At 63.8% G+C, this 19,918-nt stretch carries 18 protein-coding genes and 1 pseudogene; 6 read left to right on the plus strand and 13 right to left on the minus strand.

Annotated features, from left to right (window positions below; genetic code table 11):
- Positions 1-71: 71 nt before the first annotated feature.
- From HF854_RS03330 to HF854_RS03350, 5 genes are all read right to left on the minus strand, one after another.
- The gene (locus HF854_RS03330; RefSeq protein ID WP_240937645.1) at positions 72-1,010 is read right to left on the minus strand and encodes a SurA N-terminal domain-containing protein; all 939 of its coding nucleotides are present in this window, start codon (positions 1,008-1,010) and stop codon (positions 72-74) included.
- An 81-nt stretch (positions 1,011-1,091) separates the two neighbouring features.
- A complete protein-coding gene (mfd, locus tag HF854_RS03335; RefSeq protein ID WP_240937646.1) occupies positions 1,092-4,550 on the minus strand; it encodes a transcription-repair coupling factor in 3,459 nt (1,152 codons plus the stop codon).
- A gap of 212 nt (positions 4,551-4,762) precedes the next feature.
- Positions 4,763-5,083, minus strand: coding sequence for an IscA/HesB family protein (locus HF854_RS03340; protein ID WP_081446798.1), 321 nt, complete (start codon positions 5,081-5,083; stop codon positions 4,763-4,765).
- Positions 5,084-5,259: 176 nt separating this feature from the next.
- Positions 5,260-5,586, minus strand: a complete 327-nt coding sequence (locus tag HF854_RS03345) for an IscA/HesB family protein (protein ID WP_168934998.1) — start codon at positions 5,584-5,586, stop codon at positions 5,260-5,262.
- A gap of 171 nt (positions 5,587-5,757) precedes the next feature.
- The gene (locus HF854_RS03350) at positions 5,758-6,084 is read right to left on the minus strand and encodes an IscA/HesB family protein (protein ID WP_168934999.1); all 327 of its coding nucleotides are present in this window, start codon (positions 6,082-6,084) and stop codon (positions 5,758-5,760) included.
- A 120-nt stretch (positions 6,085-6,204) separates the two neighbouring features.
- On the opposite strand from HF854_RS03350, the gene pyrR reads away from it, so the two are divergent.
- From pyrR to HF854_RS03375, 5 genes are all read left to right on the plus strand, one after another.
- Positions 6,205-6,741, plus strand: coding sequence for a bifunctional pyr operon transcriptional regulator/uracil phosphoribosyltransferase PyrR (pyrR, locus tag HF854_RS03355; protein ID WP_168935000.1), 537 nt, complete (start codon positions 6,205-6,207; stop codon positions 6,739-6,741).
- A gap of 346 nt (positions 6,742-7,087) precedes the next feature.
- Positions 7,088-8,182 (plus strand): YedE family putative selenium transporter, encoded by a 1,095-nt coding sequence (gene yedE, locus HF854_RS03360; protein ID WP_168935001.1) that lies wholly within the window; start codon positions 7,088-7,090, stop codon positions 8,180-8,182.
- A complete protein-coding gene (locus HF854_RS03365; RefSeq protein ID WP_168935002.1) occupies positions 8,182-8,400 on the plus strand; it encodes a sulfurtransferase TusA family protein in 219 nt (72 codons plus the stop codon). Before yedE ends, HF854_RS03365 begins: the two co-directional genes overlap by 1 nt.
- Positions 8,401-8,447: 47 nt before the next feature.
- Positions 8,448-9,044, plus strand: coding sequence for a putative Se/S carrier protein (locus tag HF854_RS03370; protein ID WP_168935003.1), 597 nt, complete (start codon positions 8,448-8,450; stop codon positions 9,042-9,044).
- Entirely contained in the window at positions 9,032-9,931 is a 900-nt protein-coding gene (locus HF854_RS03375; protein ID WP_168935004.1) for an NAD(P)H-hydrate dehydratase, read from the plus strand. Before HF854_RS03370 ends, HF854_RS03375 begins: the two co-directional genes overlap by 13 nt.
- A gap of 234 nt (positions 9,932-10,165) precedes the next feature.
- On the opposite strand, the gene HF854_RS03380 is transcribed toward HF854_RS03375, so the two are convergent.
- The 5 genes and pseudogenes from HF854_RS03380 to HF854_RS12675 form a co-directional block, all read right to left on the minus strand.
- Complete coding sequence (locus tag HF854_RS03380; protein ID WP_240937647.1) at positions 10,166-11,632, minus strand: SLC13 family permease; 1,467 nt, start codon at positions 11,630-11,632, stop codon at positions 10,166-10,168.
- A 160-nt stretch (positions 11,633-11,792) separates the two neighbouring features.
- A complete protein-coding gene (locus HF854_RS03385; RefSeq protein WP_168935005.1) occupies positions 11,793-13,511 on the minus strand; it encodes an FAD-dependent oxidoreductase in 1,719 nt (572 codons plus the stop codon).
- Between the two features lie 15 nt (positions 13,512-13,526).
- A complete protein-coding gene (locus HF854_RS12665) occupies positions 13,527-14,105 on the minus strand; it encodes an FAD-dependent oxidoreductase (protein ID WP_240937649.1) in 579 nt (192 codons plus the stop codon).
- Entirely contained in the window at positions 14,030-14,404 is a 375-nt protein-coding gene (locus tag HF854_RS12670; protein ID WP_240937650.1) for a hypothetical protein, read from the minus strand. Before HF854_RS12670 ends, HF854_RS12665 begins: the two co-directional genes overlap by 76 nt.
- A gap of 66 nt (positions 14,405-14,470) precedes the next feature.
- Positions 14,471-14,515: pseudogene (locus tag HF854_RS12675) on the minus strand (hypothetical protein); the annotation flags it as partial.
- 213 nt (positions 14,516-14,728) lie between these two features.
- Here HF854_RS12675 and HF854_RS03395 point away from each other — a divergent pair.
- The gene (locus HF854_RS03395; protein ID WP_168935006.1) at positions 14,729-17,635 is read left to right on the plus strand and encodes a sigma-54 interaction domain-containing protein; all 2,907 of its coding nucleotides are present in this window, start codon (positions 14,729-14,731) and stop codon (positions 17,633-17,635) included.
- A gap of 108 nt (positions 17,636-17,743) precedes the next feature.
- On the opposite strand, the gene HF854_RS03400 is transcribed toward HF854_RS03395, so the two are convergent.
- The 3 genes from HF854_RS03400 to HF854_RS12915 all read right to left on the minus strand — a co-directional run.
- Positions 17,744-19,243: a tripartite tricarboxylate transporter permease gene (locus HF854_RS03400; RefSeq protein WP_168935007.1), complete on the minus strand. Its 1,500-nt coding sequence runs from the start codon at positions 19,241-19,243 to the stop codon at positions 17,744-17,746.
- Between the two features lie 10 nt (positions 19,244-19,253).
- Positions 19,254-19,703: a tripartite tricarboxylate transporter TctB family protein gene (locus tag HF854_RS03405; RefSeq protein ID WP_168935008.1), complete on the minus strand. Its 450-nt coding sequence runs from the start codon at positions 19,701-19,703 to the stop codon at positions 19,254-19,256.
- A 36-nt stretch (positions 19,704-19,739) separates the two neighbouring features.
- Positions 19,740-19,918: transposase (locus tag HF854_RS12915; RefSeq protein WP_168935009.1), on the minus strand; the 179-nt coding region annotated here is incomplete at its 5' end.

Consider the following 19,918-nt stretch of genomic DNA (forward strand, 5'->3'; position numbering starts at 1 on the left):
ACCTCGATACGGGGAAAGCGGGTATCTGCCGGCCGGGTCTCCCCGTCTGGTTCCGGCCGGAAGGCAGTATCTTACAGACGGATATCGATGACGGCCTTGCTGCGCAGCTGCTGGGAGTATTCGTCAAAACGCTCCATGGCCTTGGGCTGGCGCAGGATGTTATCGATGACGGGCCGGGCTTCCTCAAAGGTCATGGGACGGCCGGGACCGCTCTGTCCGGGACGGAACAGATGCACCTGGGCCTTGTGGCCCTGCACGGTGAAGATGTCGGTCACATCGCCGGGCTTCATCTTGTTCAGGCGGGTCTCCCACTCAGGATTGAGGCGTCCCCACTCCACCGGGCCCATGTCGCCGCCCTTTTCGCGATTGGGGGCGATGGAATACTTGCGGGCGGCCTCTTCGAACGAAAGGGCTCCGGAAGCGATCTGCGCCGCGATGCTCCTGGCATTGACGTTGGGATTGTAGACGATCAGGCCCATATGCAGACCGTTGCGGTCATACATGGTGTCCTTGTGCTTTTCGTAGTAGGCGCGGATCTCGTCATCGGTCACCACAACGCGGCGGCCCACTTCGGCCCCCATGACGCGCTGACGCAGCATGTTGGTCTTCATGCTCTTGCGCAGCTCATCCACGCTCATGCCCTGCTTCTTCAGCTCGGCTTCGAACTGGGCGCGGTTCAGGCGACGCATCTTCATCATCTTGGTCAGTTCCTGATCGATCTCGCTGTCGGAGACCGTGATGCTCAGGCGCTTGGCCTCCTGTTCCAGCAGGATGTCCATAATCATGGAATCCAGCACCTTGCGGAAGACCACATTGACCTTGTCGGCCTGCTTGGGGTCATTGGGATTGAGACGGGCACGCCCCAGTTCAGGCAGCGCGGCCTTTTGCAGGTCGAACATGGTGATGACCTGGCCGTTGACCACCGCGGCAATTTTGTTGAGCTGGGCAGCCTGGGCCGTGCAGGCTAGGCAGAGCCATGCCATCAGGATCAGAAGGACATATTTTTTCAAGGCAAATTCTCCCGTTATGCGCATAGGCTGTAGTAGCAGCCGAAAATAGCCAATATTTCCCTCTTTGGCAATCGCCGCGGCCTAGGCCGTGTCGCCCGGAGCTTCCGGTGTGCGGATGTTTTCCAGGGCCTGCCGCAGCCCCTGCAGTCCCTGGGCAAAATCCTTGTCCGCAGGCAGGGGCAGCATGAGCGACGCCGGCGGCAGCATCCGGGCGCCCTTCATGGAAGCCACCAGTTGCAGGATGCGCTCCGGCTGCACGGCGGTCTGGCCGTCGCCCCACACCAGACGGACATGATCCAGATAGATGTCCGCACGCTGGACCTGCAAATGGCTCAGGAACTGCTTGAAATCGAGCACGGCGATGAAGTTGACCAGTTCCTGCGGGAAGCTGCCGAAACGGTCGCGCATGGAAAGGGCCACTTCCTCGCGGGCCGCGCCGCTGGTGGCCGACGTGAGCGCCTTATAGCAGCGCAGGCGTTCCCGGCCATCCTCGATGTAGGACTGGGGGATATGGGCAGGCAGACCGAGGTTGAGTTCCGTTTCCACGTCCTGGGTGACGGGCGTGCCCTTGAGACGGGCCACGGCCTCTTCCAGCATCTCCAGATACAGGTCGAGCCCCACCCGGCCCATATGGCCGGACTGCACCTCGCCTAGGATGTTGCCCGCACCGCGCAGGCGCAGGTCTTCCATGGCCACCTGGAAACCGGCCCCCAGATAGTCCATGTCCATGATGATGCGCAACCGCTCCTCGGCCACTTCGCTCAGATGCTCCGTATCGGGCACCACGAAGAAGGCGTAGGCCTGACGGTCACTGCGGCCCACCCGGCCCCGCAGCTGATAGAGCTGGCCAAGGCCGAAGAGCTGCGCCTGGTCCACCACCAGGGTGTTGGCGCGGGGGAAGTCCAGGCCCGACTCGACGATAGCCGTACAGACCAGCACATCCAGCTCGCCGTGCCAGAACTTGTGCATGTTGCTTTCCAGCTCGCTTTCCGACATCTGGCCGTGCGCCATGCCCACCCGGGCGGTGGGTACCAGCTTGCGCACATATTCGGCCACGCGCTCCAGCCCCTGGACACGGTTGTATACCCAGAAGACCTGACCTTCCCGCGCCAGCTCGCGTTCCAGCACCGTGCGCAGGGTGGCATCGTCACGCCGCAGCACGGCCGTGGCCACAGGCTTGCGGTCCTGCGGCGCGGTCTCGATGACCGAAAGGTCGCGGATGCCGGACATGGAAAGTTGCAGGGTGCGCGGGATGGGCGTGGCCGTCAGGGTCAGCACGTCCACGTTCTTTTTCAGGGCCTTGAGCTTTTCCTTGTGCCGCACGCCGAAGCGCTGTTCCTCGTCCAGGATGAGCAAGGAGAGGTTGGGCAGGGACACGTCCGACGACAGCAGGCGGTGCGTGCCCAGCAGGATGTCAATCTGCCCCTCGGCCGCGGCCTTGAGGACTTCCTTTTGCCGGGCACGGGGCACGAAACGGCTCAGCAGGCCCACTGTGACCGGGAAACCGGCCAGACGGGCCCGGAAGGTCTGGTAATGCTGCTCGGCCAGCACCGTGGTGGGACACAGCAGGGCCACCTGACGCCCCTCGCTGGCCGCGCGGAAGGCGGCGCGCAGGGCCACTTCGGTCTTGCCGAAACCCACGTCACCACAGACCAGACGGTCCATGGGCTCGGACTTGTCCATATCGGCCAAAACGTCCTCGATGGCCCGGGCCTGGTCCGGGGTCTCCTCAAAGCCGAAGGTCGCCTCGAACTCGTGGTACAGCTCGCCCGGCGGGTCGTAGCGGAAGCCCTTGGCCACCTTGCGGTAGGCGTACATCTCCACCAGGTCGGCCGCGATCTTTTCGATGGCCTTGCGGACCTTCTCCTTGCCGGAACTCCAGCTGGCGCCGCCCAGACGGTCAAGGGCCGGTTCCGCACCCTCGCCACCTTTGAAGCGCTGGATGAGCCCCAGGCGGTCCACCGGCACATAGAGCCTGTCCTGCCCGGAGTATTCCACCAGAAGGAAGTCATTGCCCTGCCCTCCCTGCACCAGATGGTGCAGACCGGCAAAACGGCCGATGCCGTAATCCCGGTGGACGAGCAGGTCCCCGGCCTTGAGGTCATCGAAGCTGTCCAGTCCCTTGAACGCACGCGAGGAGGCACGGGCCTTCTTTTCCGCACGCGGATAGAGGATGTTCTCGCCCAGCACGAGCACATCGTCCCAGACCAGCTCCGCACCCGAACGCCAGGGGGAGACCAGGGCGAACAGTCCGCGCTGTTCCGGCGCATAACGCAAGGCAGGCGTGATGCCTTCCTGCTCGGCCAGTTTGAGGAACTTGGCCCGGCTGCGCTGCGAGGAAAAGCTCAGCACCACCTGACGGCGCCGGTTCTGCCATTCCTTCAGACCGGCAGACAGATGCTGCCACGGACGGTCGGCCGCGCCGGGGACGGGGAAAAGATCCGTAAAGGCATGGAGCGGACGTTCCTGTACGTCGTCCCCCACGGTGTCCACGCCCATGACCAGGGGCTCCAGATAAAAACGGCGGGCCTTTTCCCAGGGCAGATCCTGCAGGCTGCCGCACAGGCACAGGGCGGACGGCTGCGGCAGGGGCGCATCATCTTCTTCCAGCTGGTCGCGCAACTGCATGGCCGTCCCGTGCAGGGCCGCATCGCAGTCCGCCTGTCCGGGCAGGAACCAGAGCGGCTCCTCGGGCAGCCAGTCCGCGATGGTGCTGGCCTTTTCGTGCACCACGCCCGGCAGCAGGCCCAGACCGCCGGCATCCAGGGTCTTCTTGAAGGTGTAGCAGTCGTTCTCGCTGATGCGCGCCCCGGCGAACAGGGCATCCATGCGCTTGCGGGCCGCGGCCAGGCCCTGCGCGTCCAGCACGAAAGGCAGGGCCGGCAGCAGGGTCAGCTCGTCCAGCCCCTGCAGGGAGCGCTGGCTCTCGGCATCGAACAGGCGCAGTTCTTCCAGCGTATCGCCAAAAAACTCCATGCGCACAGGACGCGGATAGCCGGACGGGAAGATGTCGAAGATGTCGCCGCGCCGGGCCATCTGCCCCGGCCGGGTCACCAGGGGGACACGTTCGTACCCCCACTCCACGGCCTGATCGAGGATCAGCTCCGGCGGATAGTCGCTGCCCCGCGTCAGGTCGAGCGTATGCTCGGCAAAAAAATCGCGGGGCACATGGCGCAGCAGCAGCGCTTCCGTGCTCAGGATGAGGCAGCGGGGCCCGCCCTGGGCAAGGCCGTACAGGGCCGCCAGCCGTCCTGCCCACGAATCCCGGTCACGGCGCAGTAAAAGACCGGCAGGGAGCACGGCAAAGGGCAGCTTCCAAGCAGGGACATCAGGGGCCATGTCAGCCAGGGAAAGCGAAGGAGAAAAAAGGGGCAGCAGTGCGCGCGCCGCCGTGTATTCCTCACGGTCGCGCACCAGGATGACGCTGCTGCGTCCCTGGGCCAGCGCGGCGCAGGCAAGACGGCAACAGGACGCCATGCCGCTGCGCTGCCAGTGTCGGGCCTCGGCCGGCCCTGAGAGCAGGGAAAGGATATCTGCCATACTGTCCGCCGGAAAAGCAAAAACGACGCCACCAACGACGCCGAATCCTGGGAAAGGGTTCAAAAAAGGCGGCCCGAAGGCCGCCTTGCGGGATCTCTTATCTGTAGCTGTCGGGGGCCATGCTTCAAGCGACCCGGGGGGATGCGTGCATGCACATCCCGGGCGGTGTGGGAACATTTCCCCGCACGGACAGCCGACGGATCACGATCCGCCTAGTGACTGCCGCAGCTGCTGCCGCAACTGCCGCAGCTGCTGCCGGAAGAGGCCAGCGGCACCTCGGGATCCACGGTGAATCCCATGTAGGTCATATCAATCTTGACGCCCTTGATCTGCGCCACCAGGTCGGTGGCCATGCAGAAGGTGAAACCGTCAACTTCCTCGGTGCTGTCCTGTGCGTTAGGCTCATCCAGAGCCAGGGCGAGACGCGGGCCGCTTCAGCCGCCGGGGGCAAGAAACACGCGGATGGACTGGCGTTCCTTGTCCGCGAAGTAGGCTTCCAGCTCTTTACGAGCGTTTTCAGACAGAGTGATCATTCCTATTCCTCTCTGGGCCGTATCTGCGGAGCGTCCTGCCCGTCAGGAACCGGGACCGATGCCCTGGGGCAACAGGCCCTCTCCGCCGGTAACGGCAGTTGATGGAAACAGAAGACGGGACCTTCTGTTATGACAAAACCGGCCGGGCCGGGACAGCCGGCCCCACCGGACAGGGACTACTGATGACTGCCGCAGCTGCCGCAGCAACCGCCGCAGGAACTACCGCCCGACGAAGGCAGGGGCACTTCGGGGGTCACGGTGAAGCCCAGATAGCTCAAGTCTATGCTGACGCTCTTCACCTGTTGCAGCAATTCCTTGTTGATGCAGAACGCAAAGCCGTCCTGTTCGAACCTGGCGTCCTCGTCTCCGGGTTCGTCCAGAGCCAGGACGAGCCGGGGGCCGGAGCAGCCGCCGGGAGCAAGATACACACGGATGGTCTGGCGTTCCTTGTCCGCAAAATAGGCTTCCAGCTCTTTGCGGGCATTTTCAGACAAAGTGATCATTCCTTCTCCTTGACGATGCCGCGTCCCGGACTTCCCGTATCCCGCAGGGGAAGAGGCGCCGTTCAGGGCAGCGCCCGTTGCCGGTGCGGCAACTGTTGACGCAGGAGGTGACAGGTATCGTCAGAGCAGGGATGACGCGGGAAGGAACAGGCTGCGCCTTCCCGTCAAAGGCTACTGGTGGCTGCCGCAGGCACCGCAGCAACCGCCGCAGGCGCTGTCGCCCGACGACGGCAGGGGCACTTCGGGGGTCACCAGAAAGCCAAGGTAGTTGGCATCGATACTGACGCTTTTCACCTGCTGCAAAAGTTCATTGTTGATGCAGAAGGCAAAACCGCCCTGTTCGATCCGGGTATCGTTCTCACCGGCTTCGTCCAGCGCCAGAGCAAGGCGCGGGCCGGAGCAGCCGCCGGGGGCAAGGTAGATGCGAACGGTCGCTTTTTCCCTGTCGGCAAAAAAACCTTCCAGTTCCTTCCGGGCGGCATCGGTCAACGTAAGCATGGCACTACCTCCAGTGTTGCCCGTAACATGTAAGGTCAGCCCCAAAGATTGTCAATCGCTCGCGGGGCTTTTCTCCGCTGCCAAAAAGGCGTATGGAAAGACATCACTTCTGGAGGAATTATGCCCACGACATTGCTGCTGGACAAAGAGGAAATGACCCGTATTCTGGAACGTCTTGCCTGCGAAGTGCTGGAACGGCACGGGCAGTGCGAGCGCGTCATGCTGGTGGGCATCGAACGCCGCGGCGCCGACCTGGCCCGCCGCCTGGGCGCCCTGATGCAGCAGAAGCTGCAGCGCCCCCTGCCCCTGGGCACGCTGGACATCAACCTGTACCGTGACGACTGGACCAGCCTGGAAGGCAAGCCCCACATTGGCCAGTCGCGCATCACCGCCCCGGTGGACAACGCGGAGATCATCCTTATAGATGACGTGCTGTTCAGCGGACGCACCATCCGTGCCGCCCTGGAGGCCCTGCTGGATTACGGCCGCCCCCGCAAGGTGGAGCTGCTGGTGCTCGTGGACCGCGGCCACCGCGAACTGCCCATCCAGGCCGACTACATCGGCCGCAGCGTGGACACCCGCCCGCAGGAGCAGGTGGACGTCCTGCTGGAAGAACGGGACGGACGGGACGAAGTCCTGCTGACCGCCAAGAACTGACCTGAAGGGGCATCCGCCGGATGCCCCTTTTTTCATGCCCGCCCTGCTCCCGGTCCGGCCGCCTGTCCCCTTTTTTCCCGAAAGAACTTGACCCGTCCCTGTTCTTTTCCTAGGCTGCCCTTATCCATCACGACCCGTCTGATCCAAGGAGCACGTCCATGCCCATGCACCATACCTGACGCAACACCACCGGCTTCACGGTGTGGAGCGCAGCGGGGTGGTCGCGCCGACGGCATGTCCTGATTCCTTGACCTTCGCCATATCACGGTCCCCCATCCCCTAGGTCCGTCACGGATCTGCGCGCATTTTTTCAACTTTTGCCGCATCCCGTCTTTTGGGGGGTCGCATGAAAAACAGCTTCAATTTCTTCTCGTCCACCACGGGCATCGTGGTCACGGGCCTTATCCTGGGCCTGATCGCCGTCTTTTTGCAGTTCTCCGGCAACCCCGGCAACATGGGCATCTGCGTGGTCTGCTTCAACCGCGACATCGCAGGGGCCGTGGGCCTGCACCGCGCGCCCATCGTCCAGTACCTGCGTCCCGAGATCATGGGCATGGTGCTGGGCTCCCTGGCCGCTGCCCTCTGCTTTGGCGAATACCGCGCCCGCGGCGGCTCCGCTCCGGCCGTCCGCTTCCTGCTGGGCGTCATCGCAGCCATCGGCGCCCTGGTCTTCCTGGGCTGCCCCTGGCGCGTCATCATGCGTCTGGCCGGCGGCGACGCCAACGCCCTGTTCGGCCTGGCCGGCCTGGTGGTCGGCATCGGTCTGGGCACGGTCTTCTTCCGCATGGGCTTCTCCCTGGGCCGCAGCCAGAGCCAGAGCAAGGCGTCCGGCCTGATCCTGCCCGGCATCATGCTCGCCCTGGTCGCCGTCTATCTGTTCAATCCGCCCATGGAAGGACAGGCCCAGAACGGCGTCCTCTTCTACTCCCTCAAGGGCCCCGGCTCCATGCACGCCCCCTTCCTGCTCTCGCTCGGTGCCGGTCTGCTGGTGGGCTTCCTGGCCCAGCGCAGCCGCTTCTGCACCATGGGCGCCGTGCGTGACGTCCTGCTGTTCAACCAGTGGCATCTGGCCCTGGGCTTCCTGGCCATGCTGGCCGCCGCGCTGGTGGCCAATCTGGCCATCGGCGGCTTCCATCCCGGTTTTGAAGGCCAGCCCGTGGCCCATACCGACGGCCTGTGGAACTTCCTGGGCATGGTGACGGCCGGTCTGGCCTTTGCCCTGGCCGGCGGCTGCCCCGGCCGCCAGCTCTTCATGGCCGGTGAAGGCGACAACGACGCGGCCGTGTTCGTGGTCGGTCTCATCGTGGGCGCGGCCTGCGCCCATAACTTCGGCATGGCCTCCAGCACGGCAGGGATCGGTCCCAACGGCATGCTGGGCGCCCTGGGCGGCCTGGCCGTCTGCCTGCTCATCGGTTTCTTCAATTGCAAGCGAGGTGCGTAATGGCGACCCTTATCGATACTTGCGGGCTTTCCTGCCCCCAGCCTGTCCTGATGTTCCTGACCGCTGCCAAAAAGCAGCCCGAAGGCCCTTTCTCCGTCCTGGTGGACAATGAGGCCAGCCGCGAGAACGTGACCCGCGCGGCCCGCAACAGCGGCTTCGATGTGACGGAAAGTGAAGAGAACGGCATCTGGCGGCTGGAGATCAGCCGTCAGGCCTAAAAAAATCCATGCAGGGGCGGCTCCGGCCGCCCCTTTTCAGGAAAAGCATGACCTCGAAGCATTCCCTTTTTTCCTCTCTCGGTCGCCGTCTGGGCGGCCTGTTCAAAAAAGAGTCCGCTCCCGATGCAGGCCCCCGCGCCCTTTCCGACCGGGGCCTGCTGGCTTTTTCCCATACGGGCGACGTCATCCGGGCCGAACGCCTGCTGCGGCAGCAGGGCTTTGACGTAGACGTCAAGGGCCCGCCCCCGCAGATGCGTACCGGCTGCGACATGGTGGTGGTCTTCCCGCTCATCCGCCAGGCCGCAGTGCTGGCCAGCCTGAAAACGGCCGATCTGGAGCCGGAACAGGTGGTCAGCGCCCATGACGTGCTGCTGGAGCCCGTGTCCCTGTTCCAGACCAGCCGTCTGGAACACTGGCTCATGGTACGCGCGGCCAACATGAAGATCACGGTGGACTGCCGCGACCGGCGCATCGTCAACATCTCCGGCGGCGGCTGCCCGGACGTGCCCTGGCTGGCCCACTGCCTGTGCGGCAAAACGCTGGATACGGCCCCCGAACCGCTGAGCATGGGGCAGACCCTGTGCTGCTACAGCCTGCAAAAAGCCTTTGAGGAGATACGGAGACAGCTCGCATGTGGATCATAGCCGGAACCATCCCCGACCCTGATTTTTCTCTGCTGGTGCCGGAAGGCCCCGCCCCGCGTAGCGCCAGCCTTTCGGAAGCGGGCCTGCACCTGCCTGACGGCCGTACCGTGCCCGTGGAACGGGGCACCGCGGCCTTGGCAGCCACGGCCCTGCAGACCTGCGCGGCCCTTGGCAGCACGCCCCCTGCCCTGCTGCTGGCCGGGGATACCGGCTCCGGTTCCGGCAGCCGCCAGCTCTATGCCTGGCTGGAAAAAGCCCTGCCCGCCCTGGCCCCGCGCGGCCTGACCTTCCATTACCTTTTTCCCGACGTGGACTGGCACAACCGCCTGCTGCTGGCTGTCCGGGAACTGGAGAACGCGCCCCTGATGGTGGCCGATGCGGGCTTCATGTACGTGGCCAAGATGAGCGGCTATGCCGATGCCTACGAACTTTTCACCCCGGACGTGGGCGAACTGGCCTTCCTGGCGGATGAAAAAGCGCCCCACCCCTTCTATACGCGCGGCTTCCTGCTGGCCGAGGAACAGAACATCCCCGTGCTGCTGGCCCGGGCACAGGAGCACGGCAACTGCCCGGCCAATCTGATCATCAAGGGCAAGGCCGACCATATCATCCACGAAGGCCGCCTCCACGCCGTAGTGGACAATCCCTCGGTCCCGGCCATGGAGTGCATCGGCGGTACCGGGGACATCGTGACCGGCCTCGTCACCGGCCTGCTGTGCGCCGGTCTGCCCACCGCCACGGCCGCCCTGGCCGCCGCACGTCTGGCCCGCCTGCTGGCCGACCATTGCCGGCCCGATCCGTCCACACCTGTGAGCCGCCTCATCGCCGCCCTGCCCGAGGTCCTGCCCCGCAGCAGGGACGAGATCCTCGCCCTGGGCCGGGCCTGAGCCCGCTTTGCGGCAGGTTCCTTCAAGGCCTGGAACGAGACCTTGCTCCTGCCCTGAGTCCCTGTTTTCTCCATCAAAAAAGCTCCGCCTGCGTCTTGTGCGCGGACGGAGCTTTTTTTGATGGCTGGTTTGCGGTGATGCCCGGCTGCCGGTCGTCCCCTTTGCGGGAGCGGCCCTCCAGCAGGGCCGCTCCGGTGGAGGCACGCATCCGGGTCGTGCCGCCTGGGGGAATGCCTAGGAATACAGCAGGCTGCCCAGCAGCAGGGTCACGATGGCCGTGGCCGCGTAAGCGCCCAGGATGGCGAGGGGCGAGGACTTCCAGATGGCCTTGGTATTGCACCATTCGTTGCCGTGCAGCAGGGCCGCACTGGCACTGGCGGCAGGCGTCAGGAAAGCGAAGTGGACGCCCATGACCACCATGATGAGCGGCAGCTCCGGCGCCATACCGGAGGCCTGGCAGAAGCTGTGGATGACCGGCATGAGCACCACGCCCACGGCGCCGTTGTTCATGACCTGGGTCAGGGCCACGGCGGCGAAGCCGATGAACAGGGCAAACGTGATGGAAGAGCTCTCGCCGAAGAAAGGCGTCAGCAGCTGCATGAGAAAGTCCGTGATGCCGCTGCCCGGGGCCGCCATGGCGATGGTCAGGGGCTGCACGAAGGCCAGCAGCAGCACGATGCCCCAGGTGACGCCGGAGTCCACCATGACCTTGAAATTCAGCAGGGGCTTGCCTTCCACCTTGATGGCCGCCATGACGGTCACCAGCAGGATGACGATACCCGTATTGCCGATGGCCTTGAGGAAGCGGGTCAGGAAGAAGTCCGCAGGCAGGAAGTTGGGGGCCAGGAGCAGCAGCACCAGCAGGAAGAGGAAAAGGAGCACGGTCTTCTGCACGCCGGTCAGGTTCAGACTGCCGTCGGTATCCAGCTTGTCCGCTTCCAGATTGAGCAGCTTGCTCATGTCGGGACGGAAGATGTACTTGCCGAGCACGATAAAGAACAGGGCGCACAGCAGGCAGATGAGGCAGGCGATGAGCATGTACTTGGCATAGTCGATGCCCATGCCGGACATGGTCTCATAGGCACTGAACACGGTCAGGGCCACCTGCTTGAAGGGGATCATGGACTGGCCGATCTGGGCGGCGAAGACGATGCCGAAGACCATCATGGTCGGGTAGCTGTCGCCCTTCTTGTAGCCGCAGACCTCGCACACGCCGTACAGGATGCTCCAGCCGATGAGCGCCGCCGGAGAGGCACTGGTCAGCGCCCCCAGGATGAAGATGGAGGCCAGGAAGGTGAAGCTGAACAGCCACGGCCTGCCCGCCACGAATTTGCGCGTGATGAACCAGAGGGAGATGAAGCGCGACAGACCGTAGTGGTTGATGGTGGCGCAGAAGACGAAGATGAAGAACATCATCTGCACGATGGGGTGGCCGAAACTGTTGTTCAGCAGGGTCACGGGCTTCATGCCGCCCACCAGCATCATGGCCAGCAGGCCGGCCAGGCTGGGCCAGACGATCTCGATGAACACCCAGCCGTACAGCACCCCCAGGAACACGCCCACCAGGCGCATCCCCAGCGGGGTCAGGGGTTCCACAGGGTCCAGCAGGCCGAAGCCGAACATGATGCACAGACAGACGAGGCTGTGGACATAATAGGCAAGAGACAGGGGAGCTTTCTTCTCCGGGGTCGTTGCTGACATATCGTTTCCTGTAAATCGCGCGGGCACGGGGCCCTGCGCGGGGATGAAGTTGCGGACGGAATGAGCCGGAGGCAGGGAGAAGACGCCCCCGGCTCACAGAAGGAACCACTCACGGCTCATGCCGCAAGGGATGGCACCGGCCAGTCACCGGGCCGTCGGCCTAGTCCGCACGCGGAGGTTCGGGCCAGGTGAAGTTGTCCATGTAATAGCGGTACGGCTTCACAGGATAGTCATCCAGGGGCACGGGCACGGTGTGCAGCTCATGCCGTCCGTCCACCTGCCGCTGTTCGATCCACTTGAGCCAGTTGGCATTGTCACGCTGGGGGTAATCCTCGCGGTAATGACCGGCACGGGATTCCTTGCGGGCCAGGGCCGCGGTCAGGCACAGATCCGTCAGCAGCACGGTGGAGGTCGCTTCAAAGAGCTTGGCCAGCTCGTGGGCATCGCGGGCCCCCAGCTCGGGCAGGAACTCTCCCCGCACTTCGGCCACGCGATCCAAGCCACGGCTCAGGCCGCGCCCCGTCTTCATCAGGGCCACGTCGGGCGCGCTCATGACTTCGCGCATGTCGGCGATGACGTCCTTGGGCGCGATGCCGTCACGTCCCAGATAACGCAGGATGCCGTTCAGGCGGTCAGCGGCATAGGCCTTGTCGAAGGGGACGGCGTCATGGCCTTCCACGAAACGGGCCGCGGCCTCACCGGCGGAATAGCCCGTGGTGGCCGTGATGCAGGTGGCCCAGCCGCCCATGTAGACACCGGGGTCGGGGTTGCGGGCCAGACCGGCGGCGTACAGGCCCTTGATGGCCGTGGCGCCGTCCAGATCGGCCACGATGCCGCCGTAGGTATGGCGCACCTGCGGCATCCACTCCAGCTTCTGGGCGAAAAAGTCCATGCCCATGGCCCGCAGCTTTTTGTCGTTAAGGCCCATCCAGCCCGCACGCGGGCGCATGGTCTCCACGTCTTCGGCCGACATCTTGCTGCAGTCGAAAAGGATGGGGCCGTTACCGGCGCGCACTTCGCAGATCATGCCGCGCGTATTGTAATGCGGGTCGGCCTTGGCGCCGAACTTGGGGGAATACTTGAGCATGAAGTCTTCGCCCTTGTTGTTGAGGAAGCGGGCCCCCTTGGGCAACAGACCGGTCTGTCCCTCCCAGGCAAAGTCCACCGGCACGTTCCAGACCTTCCAGAACTCGAAGTTGCGCATGGCGCAGCCGGCGTTCCAGGCGATGCTCACGCCTTCGCTGGCAGGGGTGTTCTGATGGTAGGAAGGCTTCCAGCCGCCGGTATTGGTGGCCAGCAGCACGGCACGGGCCCGGATGTAGACGGGCTTGCCGCTCTGGGCGTGGAAGCCCACGGCACCGGTGACGCGCTCGCCGTCGGTGATGACGTCGGTGATGACCACACGGCCCAGACGGCGCACGCCGCGCTTTTCGCACTCCCGCTTGAGCAGGCGGGCCTTGTCGATGCCGCCCATGCCGTAGGGATGGTAGTAATAGAAGCGCATGTAATCCAGCGCACGCTGGGGGATGAAGCACAGCTCGCCCTTGTCGTTGCGGACGAACTTGTGGCCCCAGTTCTCAAAATCCATGAAGCGGTCATAGGACTGGGTCAGGATCTGCCCCAGCAGCTTCTGGTCGGCCAGGCCATCGTAGTAATAGACCAGATCGTCCAGCAGGTCATCAAGGTTCATGTCGGGCTGCTTGACGATCATGTCGCCGCCCGAAAGGCCGCCAAGGCCGCCCCAGTCACGGGGGCCCTTGTCCACCACCAGCACGTCGTCAAGAAAATCCTTGGCGCGCATGGCCGCCCACATGCCACTGAAACCACACCCGACCACGAGCAGGTCCGTCGTGTATTCGTATCCTCTGGGTTCTTTCATGATGTCCTCCGGCAGTTAGCTCTTTACGACGTCAACCTGATCAAGGGTCCGGGCAAACCGTTCCTTGAACGGATGCACGAAGATGGCCCCGGAAGGACAACGCAGCTCACAGGTGAAACAGGTCATACAGTCGTCATTGTAGGCGATACGCGAACGGCTGCCGCAGGTCATGCAGCGCAGGGCTTCGGCAAAGCAGGCTTCCATATCGAGGGGGCGCACGTTCTCCGCCATGGGATCCTGCGGATCGGCGGGCACACGGCCGCGCTCATGGCGGGGCTCCTGGCCGATGCCCTGGCCGGGCAGGCGGTCTTCGGGAACCTGGGGACGCTTGCGGCCGCGCTCGCCCTGGATGTCGGCCCCTTTGAGCATGCGGTCGATGGAGATGGCGCACTCACGGCCACCGGCGATGGCCGCCACCACAGAGGCCGGGCCCGTGGCCGCGTCACCGGCGGCGAACACGCCCCACTGGCTGGTGGCCAGGGTGATGTCCTCCACCACGATGCGGCCGCGTTCCACGTTCACATCACCGGCAAAACCGTCCAGTTCCGAGACCTGGCCGATGGCGAAGATAACGTGCGACGCGGCCAGGCGCAGGAAAGACCGGCCGGACCGGAACCCACCACGGCCACCTTGCTGATGTGACGGCGCACGGGCTTTTCCAGCGGCATCTGCGCGGCCCAGTCGCCGAGCACATGCTCCACGGCATTGATATTGACAGCGCTGTCCACACGGGCACGGGCGCATGCGGATTCACAGGGATGGAAGCAGACACGGCCGGTGATGGCCGGGAACGGCTGGACAGCCAGATAATTGCGCGCGGCTTCGTCCAGGTTGCCCTGCTGGATCAGATAATGGTTGCCGCGAATATCCACACCCGCAGGACAGGCCGCCATGCACGGGGATATCTGCTCCTGTGCTGTCTCAAGGCGAAATACGTCAAGCGGGCAGGTTTTCGTGCAGCTGCCGCAACCGGTACAGGCTGCGGGATCGATACTTTGAATCATAACCGCTCCTTTGCATGGGATGTGCAGCACGGGGCTGCCCCTAAATTTTCCCTTTTATTAGCAAGGAGCGTACCAAAATATATCTTATTGTTTTTACTGAATATTTTTTACAATAGATCTTAACTTGTGATTTTTTGTGCTTAAAAAATACATTTTTGTATCTTGTATTCCCAAAAAAGGACAGGTAGCCTGCGTGGTGGAGGGGGCCGAGCTATGTACAGAAATGACTGGTACCGACATCACGACTGCGGGAATTTCCTGCATGCCCTGCTGGGGGAATGCTGGCAGCCCGAGCTGCTGATACAGCTGGGGGGCCTGCCCCCGATCCTTGCCCTGCTGGGGCAGGAACGCGAGCTCGAAGCGCTGGAGGCCCTGCTGGCCCTCTGCCTGCGCCGCATCGACAGCCTGCGGCCCGGGGTCATCAAGGGCCTGCTGCTCTGCCTGTCGGAACGTCTGCTCCGCCTGCCCCTGTCTTCCGCTGATGCCGTGCGCCCCTATCTCCGGCTCTGCCGGGAACTCCATATGACCATCACCTGTTCGGGCAACTTCATCCCGAAACTTCCCTCCCTCTGCTTCCGGGCCAGGGCACAGGCCTTCCGCATCGCCGACAGGGAAGAGATGGCGCTCTTCGACCTGCTGATCGGGACGCTCAATGTCTGCAACACCCCGCGGCACAATGATCCGCGCCTGCATGCCATCATGCTGCGCGGCCGCCGCCAGCTGGAATCCCTGCGCAAGCCCGACCTGTTCGAGACCGCGGCCCCCTACCTGGGCATCCTTGCCTTCCTGGAAGGGGATTACGATCAGGCCATGAGCATCTTTACCCGCGTCAGCCGCAAGCTGCGTGCCCAGGAACGCCATCTGTTCGAACTTTTCTATGTCCGCCACTGGAGTTTTGCCGCGGCCAACCGCGGCGACTTCGATCTGGCGGCCAGCCTGCTGCTTTCCCGCCTGCGCCAGTCGTCCATCCGTAACGACATGTCCCTGACCCGCAGCCTCCGCAGCCAGCTGGCCTCCCTGTACCTGCGAACAGGAAAAAGCGACAAGGCCCTGGAGCAGCTGGATATCGCTCTTTCCGACATCACGGAACAGACGGACATCACGAGCATGGTCACCACGGTGCGCCATCTGGCCTGCTACCACATGCGGGAAGGCCACGCCGACGCTGCCTACCATGTGTTGCAGAACGTCTTGCACAAGGCGGCCCAGCGCGGTTTCCAGCGTCCCACCTATCTGAACGGCATGGTGCTCGAACTGCTCGAGGCCCTCCATGACCGGGGCTTTCCTCCCCTGCCCTGCTATGATTTTCCCCAGGAGCTGCAACGCTGCCTCAACGGCCCCAACCGTCTGCTGCGGGGCGTGGCCCTGCGCCTGCACGGCAAACAGCTGGCCGCGGCGGGTCAGACGGCCCAAGCCATCGAGGCCTGCCGCCACAGCATCACCCTGCTGGACGCCCTGCATGACGCGCTGGAAGCAGGCAAGAGCCGCCTGATGCTGGCCCAGCTGCTGCTGCCGGAAGATGAAGGCAAGGCCCGCCTGCTGCTCCATGAAGCCTGGGCGGTCTACCCTTACCTGAAGCATCACTTCTGGCCGGAATCCCTGCTCCCGCTCATCCCCCGCTACCTGCGGGAAGGCCAGGACCAGGCCGTCTCCGAGCGTTCCCTGCTGGCGGCCTATCGTGAACATTTTGCCCCGCAGCGGCTGCGGACCTCGTTCGAATCCTTCCTGCCCATCCTCCTGACGGAATCCGCCCAGATCCTGGGAGCGGAGCACAGCTGCCTTTTCCTGCAATCCCATCCTTCGGCCCCCCTGCGCCAGCTGGCAAGCCAGGACAGCTCCGCCGTCGGGCCGGAGCTCTCCATCCCCTCCACCCTGGACGAGATCGCAGGCATCGTGGCCGAAGGCTCCCCGCTCCTGCTGGACAATCTGGGCGGCGGCAGCGGTGCCCGTGTCATCCTGGCGGGCATCCCCGTGGACTGCCGCCCCTACGGCATCTACGTCCTGTGTCACATGGGGTCGTTCCGGGAAGAGATCCGCCCCATGCTCAGTGAGGATCTTCTGCGGGACATCGGCAGGATCCTGGCCTGGTCCTGCACCACGGTCCTGGAGACGGAACAAAGCGTGCTGCGCAATGCCCCCCTGCCGGAAGGCCATCAGGAACTGGTCTGCGCTTCACCGGAGATGCGGCGTTTTCTTGAAGACATAGATACCGTGGCCGGGACGGATGCCTCCATCCTGCTCAACGGGGAATCCGGGGTAGGCAAGGAGATGCTGGCCCGCCGCATCCACGAAAAAAGCGGTCGCAGCGGGCGGCTTGTCACCATCAACATGGCCAGCCTTCAGGACGACCTGTTCGAGAGCGAATTCTTCGGCCATGAAAAAGGCTCGTTCACCGGCGCCATCAGCAGCAAGATCGGCCTGGTGGAACTGGCGGAAAACGGCACGCTTTTCCTCGACGAGCTGACGGAAGCCAGCCCGCGGGTTCAGGCCAAACTTTTGCGGGTCCTGCAGGAGCGGACGTTCCTGCGCGTGGGCGGGACGCGTCCCATCAACATCAATTTCCGCCTCGTGGCGGCATCCAACCGCCATATGAAGGAGGCCGTGCGCCAGGGCAGGTTCCGGGCGGACCTCTATTACCGGGTCGCCGTCATCTACCTGAAGATCCCGCCCCTCCGGGAACGACGGCAGGACATCCTGCCGCTGGCCCGCTATTATCTGCATTACTTCGCCAACCGTCATGCCCGCCCCTGCGTGCAGGATTTTTCCGACGAGAACCGTCGGCTGCTGGAACAATGGCCCTGGCCGGGCAATATCCGGGAACTGCGCAACGTGGTGGAACAGTCCGTGATCCTGAGCGGCGGCCGCACCTTGTTCTTCCACGAGAACATCCTGGACGACGATCCTCCGGCCGTCCCGCAGGAAGAGCCTTCTGCCGTACCGCCCGCCATACCGGCGCGGCTCTCCTCTCTAGAAGAGATGGAAAAGGCCCATATCGCGGCAGTCCTGGAGCATACGGCCTGGCGCATCGACGGCAAGGGCGGCGCGCTCACCATCCTCAAGATCAGCCGCTCCGCCCTGTACGCCAAGATCCGCAAGTACGGGCTCAGCCGCAACGCCTGAGCCTTCCCCACCCTGCAAAAAAGGCCGGCAGACACCTTTTCGGTATCTGCCGGCCTTCATCGTCAGCATGTCGCCACCACGGCTTCACAGCCGGGAAGCATCCGTCCGCTAGCTTTCGGCGCTTTCGCGCATACGGCGCTCCATGAGCAGGGGCGACAGCACGCCCAGCACGCACAAAGCGATCAGGATCCAGCACAGGGACGTGGAGAAGAGGATGGACGGGTCCCCGTCGCTGATGAGCAGCGAGCGGCGCAGGCCGCGTTCGCCGATGGGGCCGAGGATCAGGCCCAGCACGATGGCGGCGGCATTGAAGTCGAACTTGCGCGCCAGATAGCCGATGACACCAAAGATGAGCATGATGGCCACTTCCACCACGTTGTTGTGGATGGCGTAGGAACCGACCACGCACAGCAGGAAGATGGACGGGATGAGGATGGCATCGGACAGGCGGGAGATCTGGGCAAAGCCCTTGCAGCCCAGCATGCCCACGCCCAGCATGAAGAACTGCACCAGCACGAAACCGGCAAAGAAGGTGTAGGTCATGCCGGCATAGGTGGTGAACAGCTCCGGTCCGGGCTGCAGGCCGTGAATGATGAGGCCGCCCATGAGCACTGCGGTCACGGACTCGCCGGGGATGCCCAGGGTCAGGGTGGGGATGAGCGAGCCGCCGGTCACGGCGTTGTTGGCCGCCTCGGAACCCGCCACGCCTTCGATGGAGCCCTTGCCGAATTCATCCTTGTGCTTGGAGAAGCGGCGGGCCTCGTTATAGCCCATGAAGCAGGCGATGGAGGCACCCGCACCGGGCAGGATGCCCACGATGTTGCCGATGAGCCACGACCGGATGATGGTGGGCGTGATGCGCTTGTATTCCGCCTTGCTCAGGCCGAAACGGTCGGTCATGGCCGAAGCCTTGGGCCGCTGCACGATGCGCTTTTCCGCCAGGATGAGCACCTGCGACATGGAGAACAGGCCGATGAGGGCGCAGGTGGTGTTGACGCCGTTATACAGGGTCGTCTGCCCGAACATGAAACGCGGCACCCCTTCCATGGGGTCCATGCCGATGGTGGAGATGAGCAGGCCGATGCCGCCGGAGATGAGGCCCTTGAGGATGGACTTGGACGATACGCCCGCGATGATGGTCAGACCGAAGAGCGAAAGCCAGAAATATTCCGGGCTCTTGAACTTCATGGCCAGCTGCGCCAGCAGCGGGGAGAAGAAGTACAGCGAAATGCAGCTCAGAAGACCGCCGCAGAAAGAAGCGAAGCAGGCCGTGAACAGCGCCTTGGCCGCCTTGCCGCGCAGGGTGAGCTGATAGCCTTCGATGGCGGTGGCCGCCGAGGCGGGCGTGCCGGGCGTATGGATGAGGATGGCGCTGATGGAGCCGCCGAAGATGGCACCGCAGTAGATGCCGCCCAGCACGATCAGGCCCGTGGCCGGATCCATGCCGAAGGTGACGGGCAGCAGCAGGGCCACGCCCATGGCGGCGGAAAGGCCGGGCAGGCAGCCGATGGTGATGCCCACGATGGTGGACGCCAGCATGGCCAGCAGATTGATGGGCGAGATGGCATGCATGAAGCCTGCAGCCATGAGAGCCAGAGTATCCGTCATGACGATCCCCTTACTTGAACAGCAGGCCCACAGGCAGCGGGACCTTGAGGAAAAGCGTGAACACCGCGTAGATGAGCGCGGCCATGACCACTACCGTCAGCACGATATGCCAGCGCGGGACACGTAAAAAGGCCAGCGTGCCCACAAGATAGCAGATGCTGGCGATATAAAAGCCCGCCACATGCATGAGCAGCATGTAGCCCACGCAGCCCAGGCAGATGAAGGCGAACTGCTTCCACTGGAAGCCCGCAAACAGATCGGGCAGATCATTGTGGATGCCCGCCTGGCGGCGCAGCTGCCACAGGCAGCGCACCAGATAGCAGGTATTCAGGATCAGCAGGCCGGCGATGAGGCAGAGGGGATAGGTCTGCGCGTCCGGCGGCAGTTCCAGGGTCATGTACAGAAAAAAGAGCGTGAAGGCATACACCAGTGCCGTCACGCCGATATCGGATCGTTTCATACGGACCGCCTGAGAGAATGTCCGGCATACATCTTGCTATACCAGTTTTCTCCAAAGGATACAGGCCAAAGCAAGGTAAAGTAGTCCCATAAAATTGACGAGGTAACAACAGTAGCGAGTGCGCAAGCTCCGAAAACTCTTCAACCAGGCGAATGTCCGCTCTACTACCCAGCGGCGGGCAGGAGTCCTCCAGCGGTCCCGAACTTCTTCCCCCC

Origin of the sequence: Desulfovibrio piger (genome assembly GCF_012843875.1) — a bacterium.
Classification (GTDB): Bacteria; Desulfobacterota; Desulfovibrionia; order Desulfovibrionales; family Desulfovibrionaceae; genus Desulfovibrio.